We start from the raw sequence: 14,414 nt of genomic DNA on the forward strand, positions 1-14,414 counted from the left end.
GCTCACTGACCCATGGGGAAATGCATGCGAATCCGCGCCACCGTCGCAGTCGTGACCGGTGCCCTGGCTCTGTCGGCCCTGACCGTCCCGACCACCCAGGCCGCGCCCACCGCAGACCGTCCCGGCGTGCCGTCGTACGGCTCCGCCACCCACCAGGGCACCGGCGCCGCGTCGAAGGGCAACGCCCGCGCCGCCGCCGAGGCCCCGGTGATCAACAAGGCCGTGGTGAACGGCGGCAAGCCCATCGTCGTCGGCGCCACCGCCGTCAAGAAGGTCACCCTCTCGATCACCGCGTCGCACCCGGAGGGCATCGCCGCCTCCGACGCGATCATCTGGATCGGCTCCAGCCTGGACGACCCCGAAGCGTTCGGCTTCGGCGCGACCGGCCCCGCCACCTGCGTGGCGAACGCCGCCAACACCACCTCCACCTGCACGCAGACCATCGAGGTGGACCCGCTCTGGCTGGTCAACAGCGACTCCAAGACCTGGAATGTCGGCGCCTACGTGCTGGCGAACGACGGCTACAGCACCCAGAGCGACAAGTTCGCAAAGACGAGCCTCCAGCGCCTGTCCAAGCTGGACGTCAACGCCGCGCCCGAGCCGGTGAAGAAGGGCGGCACGATCACGGTCACGGGCAAGCTGTCCCGCGCCAACTGGGAGACGGGCACCTACAAGGGCTACGCGACCCAGTCCGTCCAGCTCCAGTTCCGCAAGTCGACCAGCACCAGCTACACCACGCTCAAGACGGTCAAGACCTCCACGACCGGCACCCTGAAGACCACCGTCAAGGCGAGCGTCGACGGCTACTGGCGCTGGAACTTCGCCGGTACGTCCACCACCCCGGCGATCGTGCCGGCCGGCGACTTCGTCGACGTGAAGTAACCACGAGGCAGACACGGCCCAGCCGCCACTGCACCAGCCACGAGGGACCCCGCGCACCACGCACGGGGTCCCTCCGCCGTCGCCGTCTCTCCGCCCGCTAAGCCGGGAACCGGCGGTCCACCAGGCGCCAGGCGATCTCCAGCAGGACCGCGCCCACGGCCGAGATCGCCACCGCCGCCCAGGGGAGCGTCGTGCCCACCAGCTTCAGGGCGAAGAAGTTCTGGAGCGCGGGTACGGCCAGGACCAGCAGGAAGCAGAAGCCCATCAGCAGCACCAGTCCCACCCGCCACCAGGTGTAGGGGCGGGCGATGATCGCCAGGACCCACATCGAGACCAGGAACAGGGTCAGCGTCGCCACGCTCGTCTCGGCGGCCAGCGCGCCCGGACCGCTGTAGTGCGAGCGGGCCAGCAGATACGCGACGAACGTGGCGGCCGCGGCGATGGTCCCGCTGGGCACCGAGTAACGCATCACCCTGCGGACGAAGTTGGGCCGGGCGCGCTCCTTGTTCGGCGCGAGGGCCAGGAAGAACGCCGGGACGCCGATCGTGAGCGTGGAGATCAGCGTCAGATGCCGGGGCAGGAACGGGTACTCCACCTGTGTGCACACCACCAGGATCGCCAGCAGCACGGAGTAGACGGTCTTCGTCAGGAACAGGGTCGCGACCCGGGTGATGTTGCCGATCACCCGGCGGCCCTCCGCCACCACCGAAGGCAGGGTGGCGAAGCTGTTGTTGAGCAGGACGATCTGCGCGACGGCCCGGGTCGCCTCCGAACCCGACCCCATCGCGACCCCGATGTCGGCGTCCTTCAGCGCGAGTACGTCGTTCACCCCGTCACCGGTCATCGCGACCGTATGGCCGTGCGACTGCAACGCCCCGACCATCTGCCGCTTCTGCTGCGGGCTGACCCGGCCGAAGACCGACGCCGATTCCAAGGCCCGCGCCATCTCCTCCCGCTCGGACGGCAGTTGGCGCGCGTCGACCGTACGGTCCGCGCCCGGCAGGCCGAGCTTCGCCGCCACGGCGCCGACCGAGACCGCGTTGTCGCCGGAGATCACCTTCGCCGAGACGTCCTGCGCGGCGAAGTACGTCAGCGTCTCGGCTGCGTCCGGACGCAGCCGCTGCTCCAGCACCACGAGGGCCGTCGGCACGGCGCCGTCGCTCACGCCGGGCGCGTCCAGCGCGGGCGCGCCGTCGACGCGGGTCAGCAGCAGGACCCGCAGGCCCTGTTCGTTGAGCGCGTCGATCCCGTCGAGCGCCGGATCGCCCTCCGGCAGCAGCACGTCGGGCGCGCCGAGCAGCCAGCTCGTGGGGCCACCGGCGCCGTTCTCCTCGAACGTGGCGCCGCTGTACTTGCGGGCCGACGAGAACGGCAGCGCCGCCGTCGCGCGCCACCCCGGGGTGCCCGGGTAGGCGTCGACGACCGCCCGGAGGCTGGCGTTGGGCCGGGGGTCGGACGCGCCGAGGGCGCCGAGCACCGTACGGACCCGGCCCTCGTCCGCGTCGCCCAGCGGCCGGAGCTCGGTGACGTTCATACCGCCCTCGGTGAGCGTGCCGGTCTTGTCGAGGCACACGACGTCGACGCGGGCCAGGCCCTCGATCGCGGGCAACTCCTGTACCAGGCACTGCTTGCGGCCGAGCCGGATGACGCCGATCGCGAAGGCGACCGAGGTGAGCAGGACCAGGCCCTCCGGGATCATCGGGACGATGCCGCCGATGGTCCGCGCGACGGAGTCCTTGAAGTCGTTCTCCTTGACGACGAGCTGACTGATGATCAGCCCGATCGCGGTCGGGACCATCATCCAGGTCACGTACTTCAGTATCGTGCTGATGCCGGTGCGCAGTTCGGACTGGACGAGCGTGAAGCGCGAAGCCTCCTCGGCGAGTTGGGCCGCGTACGCCTCCCGTCCCACCTTGGTCGCCCGGAACGCGCCGCCGCCCGCGACCACGAAGCTGCCCGACATCACCGGGTCGCCGGGGTGCTTGAGCACCGGGTCGGCCTCACCGGTCAGCAGGGACTCGTCCACCTCCAGGTTGTCGGCCTCGACGATCTCGCCGTCCACCACGACCTTGTCACCGGGGCCGAGTTCGACCACGTCGCCGAGGACGATCCCGGAGGTCGGGATGCCTGTCGCGGCACCGTCACGCCGTACGACCGGTCTGGCCTCCCCGATGACGGCGAGACCGTCCAGGGTCCGTTTGGCGCGCAGTTCCTGGATGATGCCGATGCCCGTGTTGGCGATGATCACGAAGCCGAAGAGGCTGTCCTGGATGGGCGCGACCAGGAGCACGATCGCCCAGAGGATCCCGATGAGCGCGTTGAACCGGGTGAAGACGTTGGCGCGGACGATCTCGCCGGTGGACCGGCTGCTGCGTACGGGAACGTCGTTGACCTCGCCCCGCGCGACCCGCTCGGCGACCTCGGCCGAGGTCAGTCCGGCGGCGCGCCCGGCCGGCCTGTCCGGCCCGGCCGGTCTCCCGGGGCCGTCCGGGCGCGGGGGAGCGACGGGGTGCACGGGGTCGAGTTCCGCGCCCGCGTCGATGGAGGGGCCGCGTGGCTCGCCGTCGTCGGTGTCGGTCTTCGGCCGCTCAGTCATGAGGTCGACGTTACGGCGGTGAGCGGGCGTTCCCGCGTTGCCCGGCCCGAAGATCCGACCGTGGTACGAGGGGCCCGGCCCGCCGGTAATCCCCTGGTACCGGAGCGACCCGTACTACGGCGCGGGGGTCCCGGACGTGTCGCCGTCCCCGCCGCCGTCCGTGCCCGCGTCCCCGTCCGCGCCACTGCCCGCGCGTCCGTCCGCGCCCCCGCCCGCGTGCCGGTCCGCCGTCGCGCGCCTGATCGCGGTCTCCCGCCTGCGGACGTACCAGATGCCGATCAGCCCGAGCCCGGCTCCGGCCAGACAGGTCCACACCCACCAGGTGTGCCCGTGGTCCTCGAACCAGCCGTAGAACGGGACCTGCACCACGAAGAGGACGAACCAGAGGACGGTGCCGCCGACGATGGTCGGGACGACCGGCCCTTCGAGGGGCTCGGGTGCCTCGTGCGTCGGGGTCCATTTGGCCATGCGCTCAGTGTAGGCGGCGGGGTACGAGGCCGGGCCCGGCGGAGGCGCGGGCGGGGCCGGGCCCGTACGCCAAGGCTCTACGCGCGGAGATAGCGATCATCAACCTATCTGTTCATACTGAACCCGTTTTGGCGGATGGCCTGTTCGATTCGTCCGAACGTCCAATGACCGTCACGACTGTTCGAACGTCCGACGACCGCCACGACCGCCACGACCGCCACGACCGCCACGACCGAGGTTGCGCATGCCCGTCCAGGATCAGGCCACCACCCCATCACCGGTCGCACTCGACCGCTTCTTCAAGATCACGGAGCGCGGCTCCACCGTCGGCCGTGAGGTGCGCGGAGGCTTCGCCACCTTCTTCGCGATGGCGTACATCATCGTGCTCAACCCGATCATCCTCGGCAGCGCCAAGGACATGTACGGCCACCAGCTCGACAGCGGCCAGCTCGTCACCGCCACCGTCCTGACGGCCGCCTTCGCCACGCTGCTGATGGGCGTCATCGGCAACGTGCCGATCGCCCTCGCCGCCGGACTCGGCGTGAACACGATCGTCGCGCTCCAGCTCGCCCCGCGCATGAGCTGGGCCGACGCCATGGGCATGGTCGTCCTCGCCGGTTTCCTGGTCATGCTGCTGGTCGCGACCGGGCTGCGGGAACGGGTGATGAACGCCGTACCGGCGAGCCTGCGCAAGGGCATCGCCATCGGTATCGGCCTGTTCATCATGCTGATCGGCCTGGTCGACTCCGGCTTCGTCTCCCGCATCCCGGACGCCGCGCACACCACCGTGCCGCTCCAGCTCGGCCCGGACGGGCACCTCAACGGCTGGCCCGTGCTGGTCTTCGCGCTCGGCGCGCTGCTCACCCTCGTACTGATCATCCGCAAGGTGCCCGGCGCGATCCTGATCTCCATCGTGGCCATGACGGTCGTCGCGCTCGTCGTCGAGTCGGTCGCGGACGTGCCGAGCTGGGGTCTGACGACCCCGGAGTGGCCGGGAAACCCGGTGGCCGCACCGGACTTCGGACTGGTCGGGGAGTTCAGTCTCTTCGGCGGCTTCGAGAAGGTCGGCGTCGTCACCGGGATCCTCTTCGTCTTCACCGTCCTGCTGTCCACGTTCTTCGACGCGATGGGCACGATCCTCGGCGTCGGCGACGAGGCGAAACTGATGGACGAGCGGGGGCGGCTGCCGGGGATCAACCGGGTGCTGTTCGTGGACGGCATCGCCGTCGCGTCCGGCGGCGCGACCTCGTCGTCCGCCTCCACCTGCTTCGTGGAGTCCACGGCGGGGGTCGGCGAGGGGGCGAGGACCGGACTGGCGTCCGTGGTGACCGGCGCGCTGTTCTCGCTGGCGCTGTTCCTGACCCCGGTCGCCACGATGGTCCCGTCCCAGGCCGCGACGCCCGCGCTGCTGGCGGTGGGCTTCCTGATCCTGGCCGGGTCGGTGAAGGACATCGACTGGAGCGACTTCACGGTCGCCGTGCCGGCGTTCCTGGCGATGACGCTGATGCCGTTCACGTACTCGATCACCAACGGCATCGGCATCGGCTTCATCGCCTTCAGCGTGCTGCGGCTGGCGGCCGGGCGGGGCCGTGAGGTGCCGGTCGCGATGTACATGGTGTCGGCGGTCTTCCTCTTCTACTACGCGATGCCGGCGCTGGGCCTGACGTCCTGAAGCCCGGACGTCCTGAAGCCCGGACGTCCTGAAGCCCGGACGTCCTGAAGTCCTGCCGCACCGGCTCCCCGAGGTGGCGTTCCCACGGGAGGCCACCGCCGTGCCCCGGTTCTGCGGCGCCCGGCCTACGCGGCGCCGTAGAACCGCTCCGTCTCGTCGACCGACGCCTTGAAGCGTTCGTCGAAGTCGTCGCGCATGAGCGTCCCGACCACATAGTCCTGGACGCTCATGCCGCGCCGCGCGGCGTGCTGCCGGATCCGTTCGAGCAGCTCACCGTCCATCCGCAGGCTGAGCACCGTCGATCCCATGCCGACCAGCGTCGGGGCGGGCACGGGCCGAGGCGTGGCCTTCCGGGATTCCTCACTCGTTCGAGTGACTTTGCAGGCCGCGATGTGTGGGATGTGTGGGATCTGTGCCTCCTGGCGCGCGGGCGCTGATTCCATTTTCCTTAGCCAAGGTAATGAGTTACGCTAACGACCATGGCTGATCTCTCGCACGGCGACGGCGACCACGCGGGCGACGCGGACGCCGTGAACGCACTCCGCTCGGCCGTGATGCGGCTGAGCCGGCGTCTGAAGCACCAGCGGGTCGACGAGTCGCTGAGCCCGACCGAGATGTCGGTCCTCGGCACCCTCGCCCGCTGCGGCTCGGCCACCCCCGGTGAGCTGGCCCGCAAGGAGCACGTACAGCCGCCGTCGATGACCCGCATCGTGGCCCTCCTCGAAGCCAAGGGCCTGGTCCGGCTGGAGCCGCACCCCGAGGACCGCCGGCAGAAGGTCGTCACACCGACCGAGCAGGCCGAGGCCATGCTGGAGGAGAGCCGCCGCAAGCGGAACGCGTGGCTGACCACCGTGGCCGCCGGGCTGGACGACGACGAGTGGGCCAAGCTCCGGGCCGCCGCGCCCGTGCTGGAGAAACTCGCCCAGCTGTGACCCCCGCCCCGGCCGCCGCCCCCGTCCCCGCCAGCGCCCTCGTCCGCGTAGGCCGCGCCCAGGCGCTCGTCCCCCACGCCCTCGTTCCCGCCCCCGCTCCTGTCCACCACCCGCCCGGCCCGCGCCTCCGCGAGCCCGCACACCCCTGGAACCCCGTACGCGACCGCTGAACAACACCGCCGACGCCGAGGAGGCGAACCGATTTTGAGTACGGGACCCGGAGCAGACTCCGCACCCGCACCAGCCACCCCCGACCCCACCCGACAGCCCCGCACGAGCATGTTCAGCTCGCTGAAGATCCGCAACTACCGGCTCTTCGCCACCGGACAGGTCGTGTCGAACACCGGCACCTGGATGCAGCGCATCGCCCAGGACTGGCTGGTGCTCACCCTCACCGGCTCCTCCACCGCCGTCGGCATCACGACGGCCCTGCAATTCCTGCCGATGCTGCTCTTCGGCCTGTACGGCGGCGTCATAGCCGACCGGTGCAACAAACGCACCCTTCTCCTCGGCACCCAGGCCGCCATGGGGGTCACCGGCCTCGCACTCGCCGCCCTCACCCTCACGGGCCAGGTCCAGGTCTGGCACGTGTACGCCACGGCGTTCGTCCTCGGCCTGGTCACCGTGGTCGACAACCCGGCACGGCAGTCGTTCGTGCACGAGATGGTCGGCCCGGACCAGCTGCGCAACGCGGTCAGCCTCAACTCCGCCAACTTCCAGTCCGCCCGGCTCGTCGGCCCGGCCGTCGCCGGTGTCCTGATCACGGCCGTCGGCAGCGGCTACGCGTTCCTCCTCAACGGCCTCTCCTTCATCGCGCCCCTCACCGGTCTGCTGCTGATGCGCACCTCCGAACTGCACAAGGCCGCCCGCACCCCGCGCGGCAAGGGCCAGTTGCGGGAGGGGCTGCGCTACGTGGCGGGCAGGCCCGAGCTGATCTGGCCGATCGTGCTCGTCGGCTTCATCGGCACCTTCGGCTTCAACTTCCCCATCTGGCTCTCGGCGTTCGCGGACGACGTCTACCACGCCGACGCCGGTACGTACGGCCTGCTCAACACCCTTATGGCGACCGGCTCCCTGATCGGCGCCCTGCTCGCGGCCCGCCGGGGCACCTCCCGGATGCGGCTGCTGGTGGCGGCGGCGCTGCTCTTCGGCGTACTGGAGATCGTGACGGCGTTCGCCCCCTCGTTCTGGCTCTTCGCCGTGCTGCTCGTGCCGATCGGCATGTGCGGTCTGACCGTCAACGTCACCGCCAACTCCAGCATCCAGATGACCACGGACCCGGCCATGCGTGGCCGGGTGATGGCCCTGTTCATGATGGTCTTCACGGGCGGCACACCGCTGGGTGCCCCCCTCGTCGGCTGGATCACCGACACGTACGGCGCGAGGATCGGCTTCGCCTCCGGCGGCGCGGTCGCCGCGCTGGCGGCGGTGGGAGTGGGCGTGATGCTCGCCCGGGTGGGCGGCCTGCGCGTCAAGATAGACCTGCGGCGGGGACGCCCTCATGTGACGTTCGTCCAGCGGGAACGACGCCTGGCGACGGCGGCGTGAGTGCCGGGCCGTCAGGTCAGTTGCGGGGGCTCGTCGCTCTCGTCGGCCATGTCGGTCTCTACGACGGTCATCGTGGCGCTCCTCCCCGCCGCCGTACGAATCTCGGCAGCCGCGCGGGACAACGATACTCACGGTGACCTGGTCATGCCGGGGTGCCAGACTGGCCGGCATGCGTCTCTTCGCCGCCGTACTGCCGCCCGCGCACGCCGCCGACGAACTCGCCGCCGCCGTCGCGCGGCGGGTACGGGGGCTGCCCGGGGCCGGCGGACTGCGGTGGACCGGACAGGCGGGCTGGCACTTCACGCTCGCCTTCATGGGCGAGGTGGACGACAGGCTCGTGCCCGAGCTGGGTGAGCGGCTGGAGCGGGCGGCGCGTCGTACGGAGCCGTTCTCGCTGCGGCTGCGCGGCGGCGGGCACTTCGGGGGGCGCGCGCTGTGGGCGGGCGCCGCCGGGGGGATCGCCGAGCTGCGGCGTCTCGCCGAGCGCGCGGACGCCGCCGCGCGCCGGACCGGGCTGCCGATGGAGGAGCACCGGGCGTACCGGCCCCATCTCACGCTGGCCCGCACACGCTCCGAGACGGATCTGCGGCCGTACGCCGCCGCGCTCGACGGCTTCGAGGGCACGGCGTGGGAGGTCGGGGAGCTGGCGCTGGTACGGAGCCGGCTGCCCGTGGCCGGGGTGACGGGCGAGCAGCCGCGCTACGAGACGCTGCTGCGGTGCCCCACCGGGCAGCCGGCCGGGAAGCCCACCGGGAAGCCGGACGCGGAGCCCGCCACGAGGCCCGGCGGGAAGCCCGCCACGAGGCCCGGCGGGAGTCCCGCCGCCGGTGGCCGTTAATCTCGACGTGTGGACCCCAAAACCCGTAACCGGATCATGGCCGCGGCCCTGGTGCTGATGTTCGTGATCGTCGCCGTGACGTCGGTGTTCGGCTGACACCGCCGCCCGACGGGCGGACGGGCGGCGGCGGCCAGCCGCGGTCGCCGCCGCCCGCCCGGCGACCGGGGTGCTACCAGGCGAAAGCCTCCGGGGACGGGCCCGGACCCGGGAAGATCTCCTCCAGGGACGCCAGGACCTCGTCCGACAGCTCCAGTTCGACCGCGCGCACCGCGGACTCCAGCTGTTCCGACGTACGCGGGCCGACGATCGGGCCCGTCACGCCGGGGCGGGTGAGAAGCCAGGCCAGGGCCGCCTCGCCCGGCTCGATGCCGTGCTTGGCGAGCAGGTCCTCGTACGCCTGTATCTGCTCACGGATCGTGGAGTCCTTGAGGCGGTCGACCGACCGCTTGGCGCTGCCGCCCTCGCGCTCCTTGCGGAGCACGCCGCCCAGCAGCCCGCCCTGGAGCGGCGACCAGGGGATGACGCCGAGGCCGTACTCCCGCGCGGCGGGGATGATCTCCATCTCGGCGCGGCGCTCGGCGAGGTTGTACAGGCACTGCTCACTGACCAGGCCGTACGAGCCGAGCCGGCGTGCCGTCTCGTTGGTCTGGGCGATCTTCCAGCCGGGGAAGTTCGACGAACCGGCGTAGAGGATCTTGCCCTGCTGTATCAGGGTGTCGATGGCCTGCCAGATCTCCTCGACCGGGGTGTCACGGTCGATGTGGTGAAACTGGTAGAGATCGATGTGGTCGGTCTGGAGCCGCTTGAGGCTGGCGTCCACCGCCCGGCGGATGTTGAGGGCCGACAGCTTGTCGTGGTTGGGCCACGGGTCGCCCTCCGGCGCCATGTTGCCGTAGACCTTCGTGGCGAGCACGACCTTGTCCCGACGGCCGCCGCCCCGCGCGAACCAGGTGCCGAGGATCTCTTCCGTACGGCCCTTGTTCTCGCCCCAGCCGTAGACGTTGGCGGTGTCGAAGAAGTTGATGCCCGCGTCGAGCGCTTCGTCCATGATGGCGTGGCTGTCGGCCTCGTCGGTGTGCGGGCCGAAGTTCATGGTGCCGAGGACGAGTCGGCTGACTTTGAGTCCGGTGCGTCCGAGCTGCGTGTACTTCATGGCTCAACAGCCAACGCCTTCGAGCGCGCTCGAAGCAAGCCCTTGTCCGGCCGCCCCGCGGAGCCGGTTCCGTACGCTGGGAGCCGCCGGAGAAAAGGGGTGCGCCGATGTCACACGCCGGTGGGGACGAACAGGGCGGCGAGCCGCCGTGCATGCTGGAGCTGGTCTGCGAGGAGTGCGGGCGGCTGAACGAGGATCCGGCGCGCGCGGTCTGCGACGGGTGCGGGCGCCCCGTGCGCGGGCGGGCGGCCGGTACCGGTCCGTGAGGTGGCGGTGAGGTGGCAGTCTTGGGTCATGGTCATGGTCAAGGTCGTGCGCGCCTCCTCGCGTCTCCGTGCCGCCGGTACCGCCTTGTTGGCGGCGGCACTCCTTCTTCCGGCGGCCCCCTCGGCGGTCGCCGCCCCCGCCGCCGACCCCGACCGGAGCTTCCGGATCGCGGACCCGCGCATCACGGAGTCCAGCGGCCTGGCCGCCAGCCGCGCGCACCCCGGCGTCTACTGGACGCACAACGACCAGGACCAGCCCCGCGTTTACGGCATCGACTCCCGCACGGGTGAGACCGTCGCGACCCTGACGATGCGCGGGGTCGGGGAGCCCCGCGACATGGAGGCGATCTCCGTCGGCGCCGACGGGAACATCTACGTCGGCGACATCGGTGACAACCTCGGCGGCACCTGGGACCACGTCTGGATCTACCGTTTCCCGGAGCCCGAGCGGCTCGCGGACGCGACGGTCGACGCCACCCAGTTCACCGTGAAGTACGAGGACGGCCCCCGCGACGCCGAGGCGCTGATGGTCCATCCCACCACCGGCCGCGTCTACATCGCCTCGAAGAACGAGGACGGCGGCGCCCTCTACGAGGGCCCGGCGAAGCTGACGGCCGGTGGCACCAACACCTTCACGCGCGTGGGCGAAGTGCCGTGGGTGACGGACGGCGCGTTCTCGCCGGACGGCAAGGAGTTGCTGCTGCGCTCGTACTTCAGCGCCCGCGCGTACGTCTGGAAGGACGGCCGCCCCGGCGCCGACCACCGGGTGCGCGCCCCGGTCCAGGGCCAGGCGGAGTCGGTGACGTACACGCTGGACGGATCGGCGGCGATGTTCGGCACCGAGGGCACGCGCAGCGAGGTCAACCGCGTCGACATCGGGAACGGTTCGTCCGGCGGCGGTGGCGGAGGGGGCGCGGGCAGCAGCGGTACGGGCGAGGGCGCCGGGAGCGACGGCGACAGCGGGAATCTCACGATGGGCGCGGTGGTGCTGGTGTGCGCCGCCGTACTGTTCCTCGGCTTCAGGCGGCGGCGCGGGAGCGACTGACGCCGGCGTACCGGGATCGGGATCACGTGCCGGGACCGGGTATTCAGCCGGTGCGCTGCTCGACCAGGACCGCGAGTCCGTCGAGCAGCCGCTGGAGTCCGAACTCGAAGTGGTCGAAGTCGGGGGCGAACGCCTCCGCCGACAGCCCGGCCATCACCGGATAGCGCCCGCTGCTCATCACCTCGGTCAGGACCGGCTCCTGCGACTGCCAGAACTCGTCGTCGCCGACGCCGCTCGCCGTGCGCGCCTCGACGGTCTGGAGGTGCGAGCGGGCGACCCCGGAGACGTAACCGCTGACCATGACGATCACCGAGATCAGCTCCGGATCGGTCAGCCCCGTGCCCGTGAGGCCGGCGAGCATCGCCTCCATGCCGCCGACCGCGCCGGGGCCGAGGACGGGGCGGGTCTGGTTGACGGAGAGCAGCCAGGGATGCGCGCGGTAGAGGGCGAGTTCCGCGCGGGCGGCGGTCTCGACGGTCGCCCGCCAGCCGGGGGCGCCGTCCTCGCGCGGTACGGCGGTGTCCTGTCGCGGCAGGCGGACGGGCTCGCCCTGGACGCGGTCCAGCATCAGGTCCACGAGCTCGGCCCGGCCGGGTACATGGCGGTACAGCGACATCGTGCCCGCGCCGAGCTCCGCGGAGAGCCGGCGCATCGAGACGGCGGCCAGCCCCTCGGCGTCCGCGATCGCGACGGCGGCGGTGACGATCCGGCCGAGCGAGAGCCCCGGTTTCGGGCCCCGGGCCGCCCGCTCACCGGTCCCCCAGAGAAGCTCCAGGCTGCGCGACACATCGCCGCCGCCGCTGCTTTCGGTTGTCGTCATGGCCGAAGCCTAGTGGCCTGAGGGCCCATTGGGTACGTTGTACGCTCAATGGGTACGTCGTACTCAACAGGCGCCTGGCCGGTGGTGATCACGCTGCTGCTCGTACGCTCGCGGTACGCCGGTTCCAGCGGCTCGGCCACTGAGCGTCAGGTGGTCTTTTTGGGCTCGCCGGCCTTGAGCACGGCGGCGACGTCGAGCTTGACCTCGGCACCGATCGAGTCGGGGAGGACGACCTGCTCGCCCGGCGCGTGGATGCGGTGGCTGGCGTAGTCGCCCGCGACAGGCTCGGTCAGGACGTGCAGCCGGTTGTGCTTGCGGTCGACGATCACATAGACCGGGATCTTGGCCTCGGCGTACGCGGTGACCTTGTTCCGCAGGTCCTGCTGGTAGTTGCCGGAGGTGACTTCGAGGACCAGCCGGAAGACGGCCGGGTCGTAGCAGTTGTACTGCGACAGATGCTCTTCGAAGTCGGCGTCGACCACCGCCAGATCCGGAATCGCGAAATCTTCCTGGCCGCTCGGCAGCCACACTCCGACGTTCTGGAGGACTCTCGACTCCTGACCGTGTATCCCGACGGCCAGGAACGGGATCATGACGTCGGTGAGCACGGACGCGTGAGCGCCGTCCGGGGGTGGAGCCACGGTGATGACGCCTCCGATGATCTCGACGCGGTAGCCGGGAAGCTGCTCCATGAGAGTGTCTGCCGTCTCGAGCTGGCTTTCCGGCTGTCCGTCACAGGGGTGCTCGGCTGCTGCGGCAGACATGCGGGCCTCCTGATGGCTGGTGTCGAGACCATCATCGTATGCCGTGACTCCTCGTAATGACGTGAGCGTGAATCGTCACGCGGAAGAGTGACGGGAGCGCACGACCCGGGCGCGTTCACGGCACGTTCACGGCGGCCGGACCGGCGCCGGACACACCGAAGGCCCGCTCCGTACCCGGTGTTCCAGGTGCGGCGCGGGCCTCGGCGGACGGGCTCAGAGCCTATCGATCAGGGCCTGTCGATCACAGCTCGTCGGTCACAGCTTGTCGATCACGTAGTCCACGCACGCCGTCAACGCCTCGATGTCCGCCGGGTCGATCGCCGGGAACATCGCGACCCGCAGCTGGTTGCGGCCCAGCTTGCGGTACGGCTCCGTGTCCACGATGCCGTTGGCGCGCAGCACCTTCGCGACGGCCGCCGCGTCGATCTCGTCCGCGAAGTCGATCGTGCCGATGACCTGCGAACGCTGCGCCGGGTCCACCACGAACGGTGTCGCGTACTTGGACGACTCCGCCCAGCCGTACAGCGCCCGCGCCGACGCGGCCGTGCGTGCGGTCGACCACTCCAGGCCGCCCTGGGTGTTCAGCCAGGTCAGCTGCTCGTTCAGCAGGAAGAGCGTGGCGAGGGCCGGGGTGTTGTACGTCTGGTTCTTCAGCGAGTTGTCGATCGCCGTCGGCAGCGAGAAGAACTCCGGCACATGGCGGCCCGAGCCGTGCACACGCGCCGCGCGCTCCAGGGCGGCCGGCGAGAAGACGCCGATCCACAGGCCGCCGTCGGAGGCGAAGGACTTCTGCGGGGCGAAGTAGTAGACGTCCGTCTCGGCGATGTCGACCGGCAGGCCGCCCGCGCCGGACGTGGCGTCGACCAGCACCAGCGCGCCCTCGTCGGCGCCCGCGACGCGCCGGATCGGCGCGGCGACACCGGTGGAGGTCTCGTTGTGCGTGAGCCCGTAGACGTCCACGCCCGCCTCGGCCACCGGCTGCGGGTGGGTGCCCGGGTCGGAGGAGATCACGGTCGGCTCGGCCAGCCACGGGGCGAGCTTCGACGCCTTCGCGAACTTGGACGAGAACTCGCCGAACGACAGGTGCTGCGACTTGTTCTCGATCAAACCGTGCGTCGCGATGTCCCAGAAGGCGGTGGAGCCGCCGTTGCCCAGGATCACCTCGTACCCCTCGGGGAGCCGGAACAGCTCCCGCACACCGTCGCGCACCGCGCCGACCAGGTTCTTCACGGGAGCCTGGCGGTGGGAGGTGCCGAGGAGAGAGGTACCGGTCGCGGCCAGCGCGTCGACCGCCTCCGTACGGACCTTGGAGGGGCCAGCGCCGAAACGACCGTCGGCGGGCTTGATGTCAGCGGGAATCTGAATATCGGCCACGGGCCGCAGCCTAGACGTTTTCCGACCGCCGCCAGGGGTGGGGTTCACGTCGTGAG

General features: G+C 70.9%; 13 protein-coding genes and 1 pseudogene. 6 read left to right on the forward strand and 8 right to left on the reverse strand.

Features of this window, described 5'->3' with window-relative positions; translation table 11 throughout:
* The first annotated feature begins 24 nt into the window (after nucleotides 1-24).
* Nucleotides 25-882 carry a calcium-binding protein gene (locus tag OG875_RS17545; protein WP_330175164.1) on the forward strand — a complete coding sequence of 286 codons (858 nt, stop codon included), beginning with the start codon at nucleotides 25-27 and terminating at the stop codon, nucleotides 880-882.
* Between the two features lie 97 nt (nucleotides 883-979).
* On the opposite strand, the gene OG875_RS17550 is transcribed toward OG875_RS17545, so the two are convergent.
* Together OG875_RS17550 and OG875_RS17555 are read right to left on the reverse strand one after the other, a co-directional pair.
* Nucleotides 980-3,478 carry a cation-translocating P-type ATPase gene (locus OG875_RS17550; protein ID WP_330175165.1) on the reverse strand — a complete coding sequence of 833 codons (2,499 nt, stop codon included), beginning with the start codon at nucleotides 3,476-3,478 and terminating at the stop codon, nucleotides 980-982.
* A gap of 114 nt (nucleotides 3,479-3,592) precedes the next feature.
* Complete coding sequence (locus OG875_RS17555) at nucleotides 3,593-3,946, reverse strand: DUF2530 domain-containing protein (RefSeq protein WP_330175166.1); 354 nt, start codon at nucleotides 3,944-3,946, stop codon at nucleotides 3,593-3,595.
* 244 nt (nucleotides 3,947-4,190) lie between these two features.
* Between OG875_RS17555 and OG875_RS17560 the strand changes: the two genes are divergently transcribed.
* Nucleotides 4,191-5,618, forward strand: coding sequence for an NCS2 family permease (locus tag OG875_RS17560; RefSeq protein WP_330175167.1), 1,428 nt, complete (start codon nucleotides 4,191-4,193; stop codon nucleotides 5,616-5,618).
* A 125-nt stretch (nucleotides 5,619-5,743) separates the two neighbouring features.
* Here the strand turns inward: OG875_RS17560 and OG875_RS17565 are convergent, their stop codons facing one another.
* Nucleotides 5,744-5,926 carry a ribbon-helix-helix protein, CopG family gene (locus OG875_RS17565; RefSeq protein WP_330177784.1) on the reverse strand — a complete coding sequence of 61 codons (183 nt, stop codon included), beginning with the start codon at nucleotides 5,924-5,926 and terminating at the stop codon, nucleotides 5,744-5,746.
* 171 nt (nucleotides 5,927-6,097) lie between these two features.
* Between OG875_RS17565 and OG875_RS17570 the strand changes: the two genes are divergently transcribed.
* The 3 genes and pseudogenes from OG875_RS17570 to thpR form a co-directional block, all read left to right on the forward strand.
* Nucleotides 6,098-6,550: a MarR family winged helix-turn-helix transcriptional regulator gene (locus OG875_RS17570; protein WP_330175168.1), complete on the forward strand. Its 453-nt coding sequence runs from the start codon at nucleotides 6,098-6,100 to the stop codon at nucleotides 6,548-6,550.
* A 204-nt stretch (nucleotides 6,551-6,754) separates the two neighbouring features.
* Nucleotides 6,755-8,098 (forward strand): MFS transporter, encoded by a 1,344-nt coding sequence (locus OG875_RS17575; RefSeq protein WP_330175169.1) that lies wholly within the window; start codon nucleotides 6,755-6,757, stop codon nucleotides 8,096-8,098.
* 169 nt (nucleotides 8,099-8,267) lie between these two features.
* Nucleotides 8,268-8,828, forward strand: a pseudogene (gene thpR, locus OG875_RS17580) (RNA 2',3'-cyclic phosphodiesterase); the annotation flags it as partial.
* A gap of 277 nt (nucleotides 8,829-9,105) precedes the next feature.
* Here the strand turns inward: thpR and OG875_RS17585 are convergent.
* Both OG875_RS17585 and OG875_RS17590 read right to left on the reverse strand, forming a co-directional pair.
* Entirely contained in the window at nucleotides 9,106-10,089 is a 984-nt protein-coding gene (locus OG875_RS17585) for an aldo/keto reductase (protein WP_330175170.1), read from the reverse strand.
* A 110-nt stretch (nucleotides 10,090-10,199) separates the two neighbouring features.
* Entirely contained in the window at nucleotides 10,200-10,391 is a 192-nt protein-coding gene (locus OG875_RS17590; RefSeq protein ID WP_330175171.1) for a hypothetical protein, read from the reverse strand.
* Between OG875_RS17590 and OG875_RS17595 the strand changes: the two genes are divergently transcribed.
* Complete coding sequence (locus OG875_RS17595; protein ID WP_443079131.1) at nucleotides 10,384-11,400, forward strand: WD40 repeat domain-containing protein; 1,017 nt, start codon at nucleotides 10,384-10,386, stop codon at nucleotides 11,398-11,400. The genes OG875_RS17590 and OG875_RS17595 overlap by 8 nt on opposite strands.
* A 43-nt stretch (nucleotides 11,401-11,443) precedes the next feature.
* Here the strand turns inward: OG875_RS17595 and OG875_RS17600 are convergent, their stop codons facing one another.
* From OG875_RS17600 to serC, 3 genes are all read right to left on the reverse strand, one after another.
* Nucleotides 11,444-12,220 (reverse strand): TetR/AcrR family transcriptional regulator, encoded by a 777-nt coding sequence (locus OG875_RS17600; protein WP_330175172.1) that lies wholly within the window; start codon nucleotides 12,218-12,220, stop codon nucleotides 11,444-11,446.
* A 146-nt stretch (nucleotides 12,221-12,366) separates the two neighbouring features.
* Nucleotides 12,367-12,984 carry a Uma2 family endonuclease gene (locus OG875_RS17605; protein WP_330175173.1) on the reverse strand — a complete coding sequence of 206 codons (618 nt, stop codon included), beginning with the start codon at nucleotides 12,982-12,984 and terminating at the stop codon, nucleotides 12,367-12,369.
* Nucleotides 12,985-13,239: 255 nt separating this feature from the next.
* Nucleotides 13,240-14,358, reverse strand: a complete 1,119-nt coding sequence (gene serC, locus OG875_RS17610) for a phosphoserine transaminase (protein ID WP_330175174.1) — start codon at nucleotides 14,356-14,358, stop codon at nucleotides 13,240-13,242.
* Nucleotides 14,359-14,414 lie beyond the last annotated feature (56 nt).

Origin of the sequence: Streptomyces sp. NBC_01498 (genome assembly GCF_036327775.1) — a bacterium.
In the GTDB taxonomy this organism is placed as follows: domain Bacteria; phylum Actinomycetota; class Actinomycetes; order Streptomycetales; family Streptomycetaceae; genus Streptomyces.